At 59.6% G+C, this 15,410-nt stretch carries 13 protein-coding genes and 1 pseudogene; 7 read left to right on the forward strand and 7 right to left on the reverse strand.

What is annotated here, in order from left to right:
- Positions 1-87: 87 nt before the first annotated feature.
- Complete coding sequence (locus ACA051_RS16930; protein ID WP_497303329.1) at positions 88-1,368, reverse strand: serine/threonine transporter; 1,281 nt, start codon at positions 1,366-1,368, stop codon at positions 88-90.
- Between the two features lie 268 nt (positions 1,369-1,636).
- Here ACA051_RS16930 and ACA051_RS16935 point away from each other — a divergent pair, with 268 nt between their 5' ends.
- From ACA051_RS16935 to ACA051_RS16955, 5 genes are all read left to right on the forward strand, one after another.
- Entirely contained in the window at positions 1,637-2,020 is a 384-nt protein-coding gene (locus ACA051_RS16935) for a tautomerase family protein (RefSeq protein WP_497370994.1), read from the forward strand.
- A gap of 71 nt (positions 2,021-2,091) precedes the next feature.
- Entirely contained in the window at positions 2,092-2,688 is a 597-nt protein-coding gene (locus tag ACA051_RS16940) for a TetR/AcrR family transcriptional regulator (RefSeq protein WP_497370996.1), read from the forward strand.
- Between the two features lie 102 nt (positions 2,689-2,790).
- A complete protein-coding gene (locus tag ACA051_RS16945) occupies positions 2,791-3,753 on the forward strand; it encodes a 2-hydroxyacid dehydrogenase (RefSeq protein ID WP_497303335.1) in 963 nt (320 codons plus the stop codon).
- Between the two features lie 144 nt (positions 3,754-3,897).
- A complete protein-coding gene (locus tag ACA051_RS16950) occupies positions 3,898-4,965 on the forward strand; it encodes a phosphotransferase family protein (protein ID WP_497303337.1) in 1,068 nt (355 codons plus the stop codon).
- A 44-nt stretch (positions 4,966-5,009) separates the two neighbouring features.
- The gene (locus ACA051_RS16955) at positions 5,010-5,777 is read left to right on the forward strand and encodes an SDR family oxidoreductase (protein ID WP_219093920.1); all 768 of its coding nucleotides are present in this window, start codon (positions 5,010-5,012) and stop codon (positions 5,775-5,777) included.
- A 61-nt stretch (positions 5,778-5,838) separates the two neighbouring features.
- Here the strand turns inward: ACA051_RS16955 and ACA051_RS16960 are convergent, their stop codons facing one another.
- Positions 5,839-7,386 carry a TerC family protein gene (locus tag ACA051_RS16960; RefSeq protein WP_497370998.1) on the reverse strand — a complete coding sequence of 516 codons (1,548 nt, stop codon included), beginning with the start codon at positions 7,384-7,386 and terminating at the stop codon, positions 5,839-5,841.
- Between the two features lie 570 nt (positions 7,387-7,956).
- Here ACA051_RS16960 and ACA051_RS16965 point away from each other — a divergent pair.
- On the forward strand, positions 7,957-9,072 hold the full coding sequence (locus tag ACA051_RS16965) for a Gfo/Idh/MocA family protein (RefSeq protein ID WP_497371000.1): 1,116 nt from the start codon (positions 7,957-7,959) through the stop codon (positions 9,070-9,072).
- A 486-nt stretch (positions 9,073-9,558) separates the two neighbouring features.
- On the opposite strand, the gene ACA051_RS16970 is transcribed toward ACA051_RS16965, so the two are convergent.
- From ACA051_RS16970 to ACA051_RS16990, 5 genes and pseudogenes are all read right to left on the reverse strand, one after another.
- Positions 9,559-9,813 carry a DUF1652 domain-containing protein gene (locus tag ACA051_RS16970; protein WP_497303343.1) on the reverse strand — a complete coding sequence of 85 codons (255 nt, stop codon included), beginning with the start codon at positions 9,811-9,813 and terminating at the stop codon, positions 9,559-9,561.
- Between the two features lie 195 nt (positions 9,814-10,008).
- Complete coding sequence (locus tag ACA051_RS16975; protein WP_497303345.1) at positions 10,009-11,505, reverse strand: helix-turn-helix transcriptional regulator; 1,497 nt, start codon at positions 11,503-11,505, stop codon at positions 10,009-10,011.
- Positions 11,506-11,710: 205 nt separating this feature from the next.
- On the reverse strand, positions 11,711-13,144 hold the full coding sequence (locus ACA051_RS16980) for an FAD/NAD(P)-binding protein (RefSeq protein WP_497371002.1): 1,434 nt from the start codon (positions 13,142-13,144) through the stop codon (positions 11,711-11,713).
- Between the two features lie 14 nt (positions 13,145-13,158).
- Positions 13,159-13,428, reverse strand: a pseudogene (locus ACA051_RS16985) (ATP-binding cassette domain-containing protein); the annotation flags it as partial.
- A 319-nt stretch (positions 13,429-13,747) separates the two neighbouring features.
- A complete protein-coding gene (locus ACA051_RS16990; protein ID WP_497303348.1) occupies positions 13,748-14,311 on the reverse strand; it encodes a helix-turn-helix domain-containing protein in 564 nt (187 codons plus the stop codon).
- On the opposite strand from ACA051_RS16990, the gene ACA051_RS16995 reads away from it, so the two are divergent.
- A complete protein-coding gene (locus ACA051_RS16995; protein WP_497303350.1) occupies positions 14,306-15,331 on the forward strand; it encodes a DMT family transporter in 1,026 nt (341 codons plus the stop codon). The two genes, ACA051_RS16990 and ACA051_RS16995, sit on opposite strands and share 6 nt — an antisense overlap.
- The last annotated feature ends 79 nt before the right edge of the window (positions 15,332-15,410 follow it).

Here is a 15,410-nt window from a genome sequence, read left to right on the forward strand (position 1 = left end):
GAACAGGCTCACTCCCACAAGGACCGCGCAGAACCTGTGGGAGCGGGCCTGCTCGCGAAAGCAGCCTCACAGCCCCAAAAGCATCTATCAGGCCGTCAGCGAATAGATCAACGCCGTAATCGCTACCAGGCCCACCGCCGTCACGAAGACATTGGACGCCTGACCTCGGAAGCGCGCCATCGCCGGCACTTTGCGGATTGCGTACATCGGCATCAGGAACAGGATCGCCGCGATGACCGGGCCGCCGAGGGTTTCGATCATGCCGAGGATGCTCGGGTTCAGGGTCGCGACAATCCAGCACACCACCAGCATGAACGCGGCGGTCATGCGGTCCAGCGTCTTGGGCGCCGGGCGTTTGCCGCTTTTCACGATCAGGCCTTTAAGCCCTTCGCTGGCGCCGATGTAGTGACCCAGGAACGATTTGGAAATGGCCACAAATGCAATCAAGGGCGCCGCAAAAGCGATGGTCGGGTTGCTGAAGTGGTTGGCCAGGTACGACAGGACCGACAGGTTCTGCGCCTTGGCTTCCGCCAGTTGCCCCGGCGACAGGGTCAGCACGCAGCTGAAGACGAAGAACAGCACCATCACCACCATCAAGATGTGGGCGCGGGACAGGATCTGCGAGCTGCGTTTTTCAGCGTGTTCGCCGTAACGACGTTTCTGGTCCACCGCAAACGCCGAGATGATCGGCGAGTGGTTGAACGAGAACACCATCACCGGAATCGCCAGCCACAAGGTGTGCAGCAGCGCCGAGGGTTCAGGCAGGGTCGACGCCGTGGCCAGGATGCCGCCGTTCCAGTGCGGGATCAGGAACACCGCGAGGAACAGCAGCGCCACAATGAACGGGTACACCATCAGGCTCATGGCCTTGACGATCACCTGCTCGCCGCAGCGCACCACGGCCAACAGGCCAAGGATCAGCACCAACGACAGCACGGCGCGCGGTGGCGGCATGATGTGCAGTTGATGCTCGAGGAAACTGCCCACGGTATTGGTCAGGGCCACGCTGTAGATCAGCAGGATCGGGAAGATCGCGAAGAAGTACAGCAAGGTGATCAGTGCACCGGCCTTGATGCCGAAGTGTTCTTCCACCACTTCGGTGATGTCCGCGCCTTCGCGTCCAGACAGCACGAAACGGGTCAGGCCACGGTGTGCATAGAAGGTCATGGGAAACGCCAATGCCGCCAGGATCAGCAACGGCCAGAAACCGCCCAGCCCCGCATTGATCGGCAAAAACAGAGTGCCGGCCCCGATGGCGGTGCCAAACAGGCCCAGCATCCAGGTGGTGTCATGGCGATTCCAGCTGGTGAGAGTCGCTGGTGTCGCCGCTACATAGCGTTCGTCGACGCTATTGGCCTGATCATTCATCCGGTGAGATCTCCGCATTCCGGTCATTTGCTACCCGGTCAGGACGAGTCGGAAAAATCCGACGGGCAGCGCCCTGGCCGAAACAGGGGCGCGATTGTCCGGGATTAATCAACAGAAGCAAAGACTTAGCTGAGGAGCGGTTATGCGGATCAGATTTCCTGGCGCTTTTACCAATTAGATGTTTTAAAACATCTATTTGATAAAGAAGAAGCGTCCTGTACTTTCAATCCTGACTGCTGACCGGCAGCCTTGATTGCGGAGTCCTCTCATGCCACTTGTTCGCGTCGATATCAAAAAGCATCAAGACCCTGTTTTCGCCAAACGTGTCGGGCAGTTGATTTACGCTGCCATGCACAGCGCCATTGGCGTGCCGGAAAACGATAACTTCCAGATTCTTGCCGAGCACGATGAACAGCATTTCATCTTTGATCCCGGCTACCTGGGCATCAATCGCACCGACAGCCTGGTGATGATTCAGATCACCCTGAGCGAAGGCCGCACCGTCGAGCAGAAAAAACTCCTCTATAAAACCATCGCCGAGAGCCTCAACACGGAACTGGCGGTGCGCCTGGAAGATGTGTTTATCAATCTGGTGGAGGTGAAGAAAGAGAACTGGTCGTTTGGCAACGGCATTGCTCAATACGCCCTTTGAGCGGCCTGACACGCGACCCACTGCCCCCTATGATGCAGTCACCCATACACTCTCAACACCTGTGAGCCGCCATGCCTCGAGTCTCCCGTAAACAAGCCGAACTCAACCGCGAGATTATCGTTGAAGCCGCCACACGCCTGTTTCGCGAGCGCGGCCTGCACGGGATCAGCGTTGTCGATGTGATGGGCGCGGCCGGCCTGACCCATGGCGGGTTCTACGGCCATTTCGATTCCAAGGAAGCGCTGGCGAAGGAGGCCTGCACTCGGGCGTTCACCCAGTCGATGGAACGCTGGAAACAGAAAATCGACGCCAACGATGACAACGTCTCGGCCCGCGCGAGCATCATCGCGCCCTACCTGTCGGCGGCCAATCGCGACAATCCGGGCGAAAGCTGCCCGGTCACGGCGTTTGCCGGCGACATGTGCCATGAAACCGCCGAAAGCGGCTTGCACCAGACCTACACCGAAGGGCTGGAAGCTTTGTTGCAGATGCTCACCCCTTTGATGGGTTCGGATCAGCCCGAAGCCAATCGCCAACAAGCCTTGGTGGATTATTCCTTGATGGTTGGCGCGCTGACCCTGGCCCGCGCCACGCGGGGGGATGAACTGTCTGATGAGATTCTCGACGCCGCCCGCCATTTTCTGACCTCGCAAGGTGAATCAGTCTGATCAACGGCGTGTGCAATCCCCTGTCGTTGCTAAACTCCTCTGGAATCAGCAATCTGAAGCAACTTTCGAGAACCGACATTCCGATGCCCACAGGAGCCCAGCATGCCTGCAACCGTTCTGGTACTGGTTGAAACCATCAATGATTACTTGCCGATTCTCGAACATCAGGGCTTTCACCTGATTCTGGCCCCGACGCCGGCCGAGCGCGCCGCCGCCATCACACGGCATGGCCCTCAGATTGATGCGGTACTGACTCGCGGTCCATTGGGCCTTTACGCCGATGAAATCGCCGCCCTGCCCAACCTCAAAATCATCTGCGTGATCGGCGCCGGTTACGAACACGTCGACCTGCAAGCCGCCGCCGACCGAGACATCACCGTCACCAATGGCGCCGGCGTCAACGCCTCTTCAGTCGCCGACCATGCCATGGCGATGTTGCTGGCGCTGGTTCGTGATATTCCCCGTTGCGACGCCGCTGTACGCCGTGGCGAGTGGCCGAAGATCATGCGCCCCTCCCTGGCCGGCAAACGCCTGGGGATCCTCGGCCTCGGCGCGGTCGGCATGGCCATTGCGAAACGCGCTGCCGGCTTCGACATGACCGTGAGTTACCACAACCGCCAGCATCGCAGCGACGTCCCTTATACCTTCTGCTCGACGCCCACCGAACTGGCCCGTGCTTCGGACTTTTTGATCGTTGCCACGCCCGGCGGCCTGGGCACCAGACACCTGATCAATAAACACGTCCTCGACGCCCTGGGCCCCAAGGGGTTCGTCGTGAACATCGCTCGAGCCTCGGTGATCGCCACGGCAGATCTGGTCAGCGCACTTGAACAGCGACGCATTGCCGGTGCCGCCCTGGATGTGTTCGATGCCGAGCCTCATGTGCCGGATGCATTCAAGGCGCTGACCAACGTGATCCTGACGCCGCATGTCGCAGGGTTGTCTCCGGAGGCCACGCAAGGCACCGTGGAGCTGGTGGGTCGCAACCTGGTGGCATTCTTCTCCGGCAGTCCCGTGTTGACGCCCATTGCCCTGCCGGCCTCACCGAGCAACGTTGCGCCCTGAGGGTCATTCAAACAGGTGTATCAAAAGCAATGATTGCCCGGCAACACGCTCACCTATAAGGGCCGTTCGTGGTTGTGGGTGCCAGGTGCGCGCATTAGATTAGCCAATAATCGCAGGCCTCCAGAATAAGCAGAAGGGATAAGCATGGCGCTTACTGACCAGTCCACCCGTATCCGCACCGGCGAAGAACTCGACGCCAGCCTGATCGATCCGTACCTCAAGGCCCATATTCCGGGCTTGAGTGGCTTGCCTCAGATCAGCCAGTTTCCGGGCGGTGCGTCGAACCTGACCTACCTGCTGGAATACCCGGAGCAGGAGTTCGTCCTGCGTCGGCCGCCGTTTGGCCACAAAGCCAAGTCCGCACACGACATGGGCCGCGAATTTCGCATCCTCAATCAGCTGCGTGACGGTTTTCCGTATTGCCCCAAGGCCTATGTGCACTGCACCGACGAATCGGTGATCGGCGCCGAGTTCTACGTGATGGAACGGGTCAACGGGATCATCCTGCGCTCTGAACTGCCACCGGAACTGGGCCTGGACTCGGCGCAAACCGAAGCCTTGTGCAAAAGCTTCATCGACAAGTTCGTTGAACTGCATCGGGTCGACTACAAGGCCTATGGCCTGGGCGACCTGGGCAAGCCCGAAGGCTATGTGGCGCGGCAGATCAAGGGCTGGAGTGATCGCTACGAAAAAGCCCTGACGCCGGACGCGCCGAAGTGGGAAGCGGTCAAGGCCTGGCTCAACGACAAGATGCCGGCCGATCACCCGACCTCCAGCATCGTCCACAACGACTACCGCTTCGACAATGTGATCCTCGACCCGAACAACCCGATGCAAATCATCGGCGTGCTCGACTGGGAACTCACCACCCTCGGCGACCCGTTGATGGACCTGGGCAACACCCTCGCCTACTGGATCGAAGCCGCAGACCCGGCGCCGGTGCAACTAATGCGTCGTCAGCCGAGCCACGCCCCGGGCATGCTGACCCGCCGCGAATTCGTCGATTACTACGCCGAGCGCTCCGGCATCCAGATCGACAATTTCGACTTCTACTACACCTACGGCCTCTTCCGCCTGGCCGGCATCGTGCAGCAGATCTACTACCGCTTCTTCCACGGTCAGACCCAGGACAAACGCTTCGCGCAGTTCATTCACATGAACAAACTGCTGGAGCAGATGAGTTTGCAGGTCATCCAGAAATCCAGCCTTTGATTACGCCCCTGGCCCGATAACAAGACTTTTTATAAAGGAATCCCATGTCCAAGACTCAGTTGTTCGACCTCGACGGCAAGATCGCTTTCGTCTCCGGCGCCAGCCGTGGCATCGGTGAAGCCATTGCCAAACTCCTGGCCCAGCAAGGCGCCCACGTTATCGTCTCGAGCCGCAAGCTTGACGGCTGCCAACACGTGGCCGACGCCATCATCGCCGCCGGCGGCAAAGCCACCGCTGTCGCTTGCCACATCGGAGAAATGGAACAGATCAGCCAGGTCTTCGCCGGCATCAAGGAACAGTTCGGGCGCCTGGACATCCTGGTCAACAACGCCGCGACCAACCCACAGTTCTGCAACGTACTGGACACCGACCTCAGCGCTTTCCAGAAAACCGTCGACGTCAACATCCGCGGCTACTTCTTCATGTCGGTAGAAGCCGGCAAACTGATGCGCGAAAACGGCGGCGGCAGCATCATCAACGTTGCCTCGATCAACGGCATCTCGCCGGGCATCTTCCAGGGCATCTACTCGGTGACCAAGGCCGCCGTGATCAACATGACCAAGGTGTTCGCCAAGGAGTGCGCGCAGTTCGGCATCCGCTGCAACGCCCTGCTGCCTGGCCTGACCGACACCAAGTTCGCGTCGGCCCTGGTGAAGAACGACGCGATCTTGAAGACCGCGTTGCAGCAGATCCCACTCAAGCGCGTAGCGGATCCGAGCGAGATGGCCGGTGCGGTGCTGTACCTCGCCAGCGATGCGTCGAGCTACACGACCGGGGTTTCGTTGAATGTGGATGGCGGGTTCTTGTCCTGATTTACGGCTCAGATGAACAAAAGGCAGCCTCAGGGCTGCCTTTTGCCGAGCAAGTCCCGGCTCACTCTTTACGCAACAGCACCCTCGTCACACGCCGCTCTTCGACCTCGACAACGGTCATGCTCCACTCCTGCCAATTGAGCTTGTCTCCAATGACCGGCAGACGATCCAGCAAACTCATGACCAACCCTGCGAGCGTCTGATAGTCATCGGTCGCTTTAGCCTGGAAGCCAATGTGTTCGCGAATCTGGCTGAGATTCAGCGCACCGCTGACGAGGAAACCTCCCTCCTCGGCAACGATGTTCGGGCCTCCAATTTCACTGGCATCCGGCAGCTCACCCGCGATGGATTCGAGGATGTCAGTCATGGTCAGAATACCCATGAAGTCACCAAACTCGTTCACCACGAAAGCGATGTGAGTCGACTCTTTGCGCATCTGTTCCAGTGCGTTGAGAATCGTGAAGCTGTCCAGCAAGTTGATGGCCTGGCGGGCAATGGTTTCAAGGTTGGGCTGGTTACCGGCCAACAGCTCTTTGAGCAGCTCCTTCTTGTGGACGAAGCCCAAAGGCTCATCAACGCGTCCCTCGCGGATCAACGGCAATCTGGAGTACGGCGAGTGCATCAGCAAGGTGCGGATGTCTTCTGCGGAATCGGCCAGGTCAATGTGGTCGATTTCCGCACGTGGGGTCATGACCCCGCGTATAGGGCGTTCCGCCAACTGCAGCACGCCACTGATCATGACGCGCTCCCGTCGATGGAAAACCTGCTCGGCCTCTGCGCCTGACAGCATGTCAGCGATTTCCTCGCCGACTTCATCGGCCCCCAACTTGTGGCCACCCAGCAAACGCAAAACGGCATGCGCGGTACGCTCACGCATAGGGCGATGACCTTGGACGCTCTTCTTGCGGCGTGAGCGAGCCACCTGGTTGAACACTTCGATCAGGATCGAGAAGCCGATCGCTGCGTAGAGATAGCCTTTCGGAATGTGGAAGCCAAGGCCCTCAGCGGTGAGGCTGAAGCCGATCATCATCAAGAAGCCCAGGCAGAGCATGATGACGGTGGGGTGCCCGTTGACGAAGTTGGTCAATGGCTTGCTCGCGATGATCATCAAGCCAATGGAGAAAATCACCGCGATCATCATGATCGACAAGTGTTCCACCATGCCCACGGCAGTGATCACAGCGTCCAGCGAGAAGACGGCATCCAGCACCACAATTTGCGCAACGATAGGCCAGAACATCGCATAGGCCGCATTGCCTGAGCGTTGTGTCACATGCCCTTCAAGTCGCTCATGCAACTCCATGGTTGCCTTGAACAACAAGAACACACCACCGAACAGCATGATCAAATCCCGACCCGAGAACGTCTTGTCGAAGACCTCGAACAAAGGTTCGGTCAGGGTGACCATCCAGGAGATGCTGGCCAGTAAGCCAAGACGCATCAGCAACGCAAGGGACAGCCCGATGACACGCGCACGATCCCGCTGCTCTGGCGGTAGCTTGTCAGCCAGGATGGCAATGAACACAAGGTTATCGATACCGAGCACCAGCTCCAGCACGATCAGGGTCAGCAGGCCAAGCCATGCCGTGGGATCAGCAATCCATTCCATAGGAATTATTCAGTCTCTCGTAGAGTGGGGGCGAATGAGTGAATGGCAGGGACACACGAACGCCCGCTCGACGGAGCGGATTTGATGTTCAGGGCGAAAGGCACAAGAAAGAAAGGTTTCACCGAGCGTCGGCAAGGAGGTGAAGCCTTGGAGATGACACGGGACGTCTTGCAGAAGGACATCGCCGAGCGACCTGCAGCAGGGATTTCGAGGTCAAGCGATATTAGAAAACGAGACCTGCGCCGAATAGCGGAGACCGAATTGAAACAGGGTGTGGATTGAAAATAGCGACTGGGAGGCTCCAGAAGGGTGTTCATATAGACCTGAAATAAATTGGGGATGAGATCCTACAATGTTTCGGATCGCCTCATACGAGACGATTTATTTCAGAATCTGACAGAGCGGCAGTAGAGATCGGGAATGGCGGTGCACCGAATTTTGCCAATAGCGCCTCGCAACCTCTCCGAAACAAGGCCGACAAACGAATTATTATTCCACTAATTGCATTTGGAGAATTTATATTCCATAAATAGCCTTCCAAAAACAAAAACCCCAAAAAGGCCCCCAGCTATGCGCGAACTCGGTATTGGACTCATCGGCACAGGATTCATGGGCCGCGCCCACGCCCTGGCCTTTCGCAACGTCAGCGCGGTGTTCGAGCTCCCACTGAATCTCAGACTGGCCGCCCTCGCCGACGCCGATCCACACCGCGCAAGGCACTGCGCCGACGCCTGGGGTTTCGAAACCGCTCACACCGACTGGCAACAGCTGATCGATGACCCGAAGGTCAATCTGGTCGCGATCACCACACCCAATCACCTCCACTACCCCATGGCCATGGCCGCCCTCGCGGCTGGCAAAGCGGTGTATTGCGAGAAGCCTCTGGCGGTGAATCTGCAGCAAGCCAACGCCATGCGTCAGGCCGCCAACGCCGCGGGCGTCGTGACGCGGGTGGGTTACAACTATCAGCACAACCCGATGATCCGGCTGGCCCAGGAGCTGATCGACAGCGGCAAACTGGGGCAGATCATCAGTTTTCAGGGCGAATTCAGCGAAGATTTCATGGCCGATCCTGCGTCGCCGTGGTCGTGGCGCTGCGATGCCGAGCACGCAGGCGGCGCGCTGGCGGATCTGGGCAGTCATTTACTGGCGATGGCGCGCTATCTGGTGGGCGAGGTCGAATCGGTGTGCGCCGACGCTCAAACCGTACACCGGCTGCGTCCTGCGACGGCTGGCAGCCAGGAGCAACGGCACATTGCGGTCGACGATCAGGTCCACGCGCTGCTGCGGTTTACCAACGGCGCACGCGGTACATTCAGCAGCAGTTGGCTCAAGCATGGCTACAAGAACCACCTGAGTTTCGAAATCAGCGGCACGGAAGGCACGCTGGCGTTCGACCAGGAGCGCTTGAACGAGCTGCGGCTGTATCGCGCCGGCCAGGACGGCTTCCAGCGCTTGCTCGCGGGGCCGAACCTGCCGGGTTACGCGGCATTCAGCCCGGCTGCGGGTCATCAGTTGGGATACAACGAACTCAAGACGCTGGAAGTACATGACGTGGTGATGGCCCTGGCCGGCCTTTCACAGGGTGGGACTGACTTTGAGCAAGCGTGGGAAGTGGAACGTCTGGCGACAGCGATCCGGTTGGCGGCAAGCGAATCACGCTGGGTCAGGATCGAGGACGTCTGAGGTTCAGGCGCCCACGGGTTTCGGCACCGGTGAGGGTGCCGGGTCAAATCCGTACTCAACGCGACGAAGAAAGCAACGATGCGGTCGCTCAGACCTACTGAGTGACGCAACGGGTCAGCGTCGTTTGCCGGGTCACTTCCTCCGTCACTCTCGCGTCGCCCATCACATCGGTTTGTTCATTGGTTTCACACGTGCGCTGCGGTACAGGCGGTGGAGCGGCGGGCGGTGGAGGTGGCGGACTGGCGCAACCGCTGAGAATCGCTACGCAGAAGGCGAGCGACAGAGGCGAAAAAGCACGTTTCCCAAGGCTGTTCATAGGCTGTCTCGCGATAAGTCATCGACACTTTCCGCGACCCGACACCCCTGCCGCGAAGCCGCGGACTGGTCACAGAAAATAATACCCTCGCATTTCTTATAGTCTAGTCAGCTGCCAATGCCAGCAAATGAGGCACTTAGCCCCTTTTCAACGCTGAAAAACGACAGTTCCTACGAAACTGCATCCGACCGCCGATCCAGACTATTGCTCTCAAGCTCATAACGCAGCTCCTCAATCAACGCCGTAACCGCTTCCGGGGTCCTGAGGTGCGCGACATTCAACCCACTGACCACCAGATCCACCTGCCCCGACACCGGGTGATACAGTTTCACCGTCACCGAGTTGTCACCCGATACGCTGCATTCACAAGCCAGCGGGGAAAAGTGCTGTTCCAGTTGCGCGCGCAATTGCGTCAGATAAATCATTACGATTCACCCATGGGCCGGCTGACCCCATCGACTGAAAACCTGTTGAATTGGCCAAGCATGCGACTGTTCCTTAAGCTTTTTCGTAGAGGACACGACACCGGTCAAGGACCCGTGTCGCACCCTTACAGACTAAGAATTGTCAGCGCCCGCCAGAACATCTATTTGCACTGCCCCATCTAGTGCATTTGCACCTTATCGCTGCCCCTTCGGCCTCCACTCGCTGGAGAACAAACCGCGCTCCCGCGCCCACACAATCGCCTCGCTGCGACTGTGCACATCAAGCTTGGAATACACCGTCGACACATGATTGCGCACCGTGTTCGGTGCCAGTTTCAGGCGTGCTGCGATTTCCTTGTCCGCCAGGCCTTCGCAGATCAGGCCGAGCACATCGCGCTCGCGGGCGGTCAGGTCGGTGAAGGACACGCTGGGCAACTGCGGCGAGTTGATGTTCTTCACGTTGGCGAGTTTTTCGATCAGCGTGCGGGTAAACCAGGAAGCGTCTTTCATCACCTCCTCGATCGCCGACACCAGTTCCAGCTCGGTGCGCTTGCGTTCGGTGATGTTCATCAACACCAGCAGGTAGCACGGGTTGTCCTGAATGTTCACGGTGTCGGCCGACACGGTGCAGTCAATCAAGGTCGAGTCTTTACGGCGGACTTTGACGTCAACCCGATCCAGGCTTCCGGCCTTTTCCAGTGCCGCAAACAGGCGGGTGCGCGCGCCTTTGTCGTCGATAAAGTCGAGCTCGATAACGGTTTTGCCAAGCACTTCTTCACTGGGGTACGCGAGGGTGTCCAGGAAGGCTTCGTTGACGTCGATCACCACCTGATCCCGGGCATCGCAGACCAATGTCGGCACGGGCGTCAGGCGAAACGCCTTGGCAAACCGCTCCTCGCTCTGGCGCAGGGCAACCTCGGCCTTGTACCGCGGCTCCATGTCAACGAAGGAAAACAGCATGCAGTCTTCCTCGTTGAACTCCAACGGTTGACCGGCGACGATCACTTGCTTGCTGCCGCCGTCAGGCAATTTCAGCTCGGCCTGCATCTGCGGGATCGTGGCGTGCTTGCGTAGACGCTCGATGGCCAGGTCTTTTTTTTCGGCCCCATCCAGAATGTCCAGCTCATAGGTCGAAACCCCGATCACCTGGTCGCGGGTATAGCCGGTCATTTCCAGGAAGCCCGCATTGACCTTGATGTAACGCAAATCGCTGAGACGACAGATCACCGCCGGTGCCGGATTGGCGTTGAAGGTCTTTTCGAAACGCTGCTCGGCGCTGGCCCATTCCGTGACATCGTCCATGATCAACACCAGCGACTCCGGCTCGCCGGCGCTATCGGCCAGCACCATGCTGCGCACGTTGTGAACCCAGGTGCGATCTTCGTCGTCAGTCGGCGTCACCTCAACCAGCACATCGGCGAACGTCTCGCCCTTGGCGACGCGGCTGAGCGGGTAGTTTTCCGGCGGTACCGGGTGATTATTGCGATAACGCAAGGCAAAGCGCTTGGCGTACTCCCTGGCATTGACACCCAACTCGCCGATCCGACTGACGCCATGCATCGCCAACGCGGCGTCATTGGCCCACAGGATGGTCTGATCGAGCTCCAGCAGAATCACCCCATCGGACAAACCGGCGATGATCTGCTGCAACTGACGGCGATTGGTTTCGGTGGTCAGGACGTCCTGGCTCATTGGATCTCCAAGGTTGCGGCGGCGCAGTGACGCGCCGCCCTGTGAAGACTACGACCGCAGGGGGGTGGGATAGTGCAAAGCACCTGAAGCGGCCTTGGCTGCGCAGCCGTTGTGAAATCAGGCTATGCGGTGTTTCAGGTAAACCGCGATCACAGGTTTTACGACGGCTTCGCCGCCGAACGCAGCCGCGCAAGCTCGACAGCGGCTACAGCGACCGGGCGAGTCGTTCGGCGAGGGCTTTGGCCTGGCTGGCCACGTCGGTGACGGCCGTGCTTTCCCACCACATGCCGCGCAACGGCGGGCCCATGGCGAACAGGCGTTGGGCGACCTGTCCGTCAGCGTCCAGCACAGCGCCATCAACCGCCGCTGCAATCCCCAACGCCAATGGCCCCGGACGAATCAACCCGCGCGCCAGCAGTTGCTGCGGCAGCGGTCGGGCCACCCGGCGCCAGTCGTATTCGATGCCGCTGGAATTGATCAACGCCGCGCCGCTGACCACCGTGCTTTCAACCTCGCCACGACGGCGGATGCGGATGCTCACCCGCCCCTCGACCGTCGATTCCAGCCCTTTGAACGACGCCGCCTGAATCCGCAACCGCCCTTCCTTGTGCAGCCGTGCCACCAGCTCGGCACTCAACGGCGGCGAGCGGTGGTGATGGCTTTCCCACCAGGGCCTCACGTGCCGCACAAACTGTCGACGCTGTGCGTCCGTCGCCTGATTCCACAACCGGCCAATATGCGCCCGCACCGTGTCGAGCGGTGCCTGCCAGTCGATGCCTTGAGCGAGGGCGTCCTGGCAATGCCGGCGCAGTTCGCGCACCAGCTGACGAGGCGTGCGAATGCTCGGATCCTCGGCGAGAAAATCCACCCAGGCCGGCGGTTGCCGGCGCACGTGCGGCAGCAAACCGTGCCGGGAAAACACTTCGATCGGCCCGCGATGCCCGGCCTGCTCCAGCGACACCACGGCATCGACCATGGTCAGGCCCGAACCGATGATCAACACCGTCGACTGCGGGTCCAGCTGGCGCATGGCCGCGACATCCCACGGATCCAGCGCCGCCGCGTTCAAACCGCTGGATTCGGTCTGCGGTGTGCGCGCAGCGGGAAACATCCCCGTGGCCAGTACCGCGTAAGCGCCTTGCAAACGTTGCCCGTCACTCAGGGTCAGCAGCACCGAGTCGTCCCGGGTTTGCAGATCAACCACCTCGGCCCGCACATGCTCGACCGTCGAACGGTTCACCGCCCCCACCGCTTGCGCCTCTGCCAGACGCTGCTGCACGTACACCCCGAACAGGCCCCGGGGCGGGAACAACTCGCTGACTGGCACATGTTGCTCATCGGACTCCAGCCAGCCACCCGCCGCGATGTGCCCGGTCAGCCATTGGGTCAGGTCGTCGGCGTTGTCCGGGTCAACACTCATGCGCGCGGCATTGCCGTTGAGCGTATGGCCCAGCTCGACCGCGCTGTACGCCTCGCCCCGGCCGAGTTCGGCGCGCGGCTCGATCACCAGCACCGAACGCTTGCCAGGCAATCGCAACAACTGCGCCGCCAGCATCGTGCCGCTAAGGCCGCCGCCGACGATCAGGATGTCCGCATGGCGGATGGCGTCGGTCGCCTGTGCGCGTTGGGTTTGAGTCATGGCGTTCTCACCGGTCAATGTTTGCCTGAATAGAAATCGTGCAGATCGCCCCGCGCCAGCAACGACTCGCTGCTCCCGGACAGCACCACTCGGCCGGTATCGAGGACGTAGGCCGTCGATGCGTAGTTCAGTGTCACGTTAATGTGTTGCTCGGCAATCAGGAAGCTCACCTGCTCGTCACGATTGAGTTGCGCGACGATCTCGAAAATCTCCTGGACGATAATAGGCGCCAAACCCATGGAAGGTTCATCAAGCAGTACCAAAGTAGGACGCGTCATCAACGCCGGTAAAGTAGAACGTCTTGTCGTCGATTTGCGCCGTGTCTTGATCGATGCGAATGCGGGTTTCGAAAGCGCCAGTTGTTGCTTTTGGATTGGGAGAAAGCACTGCCGAATCGGCAGCCCTTCAGGACGTTGCCGAAGTCATGATTGCGCTGGAGTTGTCATGAGCCGACTCCGGCATTCTGGTGAATACACCAGAGCTTCAGCAGACGTCGCACCTTAACTTGATTCGGTTATATTTCAACAGGTTAGGATACTTATCAGAGAAACACTTGCAGCTTAAAAACAGTAATGTATTTGTCCTGTGTTGACCGGCGAACAGTCAGATCACCACGTTACGAACGAACCGCGCAGCCACCGGCCCATCGTTGCGATAGGCATGGGGCTGGTTGCTGGGGAACATGAAAAACTCACCGGCAGCAATGTGCTGCGGCGTATCGCCCAGCATCAACGTCAGGCAGCCTTCGAACACATAGATCTGCTCACTCCACCCCTCCGCATCCGGTTGCGACGGATAAACCTCCCCCGGTTGCAGGCACCACTCCCACTGTTCCACCTCGCGGGTGGCGGTGGCCTTGGACAGCAAGACGGCTTTGCTGCCAGGAATTTTTCCGGCCCAGGCCACTTCGTTGATGCGGCTCGGGTCGCGGGCATCCGGGGCTTGAATCAGATCGCTGAACGCCACGTCCAGCGCTTCGGCCACGCGGTCGAGGGTGGTCAGGCTGACGTTCTTCTCGCCGGCCTCGATCGCCACCAGCATGCGCCGGCTGACCCCGGACTTTTCGGCCAGCGCGGCCTGGCTCATGTCGGCGGCATGGCGCAGGCGTCGGACGTTCTGGCTGACGTGCTGAAGGACCGAAGCCCGCGGGGTAGAATCTTTGTGCACTATATTGCTCACTCGGTGGGGTTGGGCAGTATACTGCGCAACATTCGGCGCATTGTGCGTCGCCCTCAGGTAGCGCGCAAGGTCATGACGTCTGTGAACGCCTCTCCCACTTCTCCCCGTTTCTCGCGGTTCAGCAAGGCCGAGTGCGTGCTGGTGCTGATCACCATGGTCTGGGGCGGGACATTCTTGCTGGTGCAGCATGCAATGACCGTCAGCGGACCGATGTTTTTTGTCGGCCTGCGCTTTGCCGCAGCAGCAATCATTGTTGCGTTGTTCTCCTGGCGTCACCTGCGAGACCTGACCCTGTTCGAACTCAAGGCCGGTGCCTTTATCGGCGTGGCGATCATGCTCGGTTACGGCTTGCAGACCGTGGGTTTGCAAAGCATTCCCAGCAGTCAGTCGGCGTTTATTACCGCACTGTACGTGCCCTTTGTGCCGTTGCTGCAATGGCTGGTGCTGGGGCGGCGTCCGGGGCTGATGCCAAGCCTCGGGATCATGCTGGCGTTTACCGGGTTGATGTTGCTGTCCGGGCCTGCGGGCGCTTCGTTAAATTTCAGTCCGGGTGAAATCGCCACGTTGATCAGTGCGGTCGCGATTGCGGCGGAGATCATTCTGATCAGCACCTATGCCGGTCAAGTCGATGTGCGCCGGGTGACGGTGGTGCAATTGGCGACGACATCGGTGCTGGCGTTCCTGATGGTGGTGCCGACTCAGGAAGTGATTCCGGATTTCTCGTGGCTGTTGCTGTGCAGCGCGTTGGGCCTGGGTGCCGCGAGCGCGGCGATCCAGGTGGCGATGAACTGGGCACAGCAGAGTGTCTCGCCGACTCGGGCGACGTTGATTTATGCGGGTGAGCCGGTGTGGGCCGGGATTGTCGGAAGGATCGCCGGGGAGCGGTTGCCGGCGATTGCACTGGTGGGTGCGGGGTTGATTGTGGCGGCGGTGATTGTGAGTGAGTTGAAGACCAAGGGTAAAGCGGCTGCGACCGAAGAAGAGTTGGAACAGGAAACCCAAGGTTAAGCTTCAAGATTTTCAGTGCCTGCCATATTGCCTTCGCGGGCAAGCCTCGCTCCTACAGATTTTGTGTCGATACCCGAAC

Source organism: Pseudomonas sp. LBUM1669, from assembly GCF_059695705.1.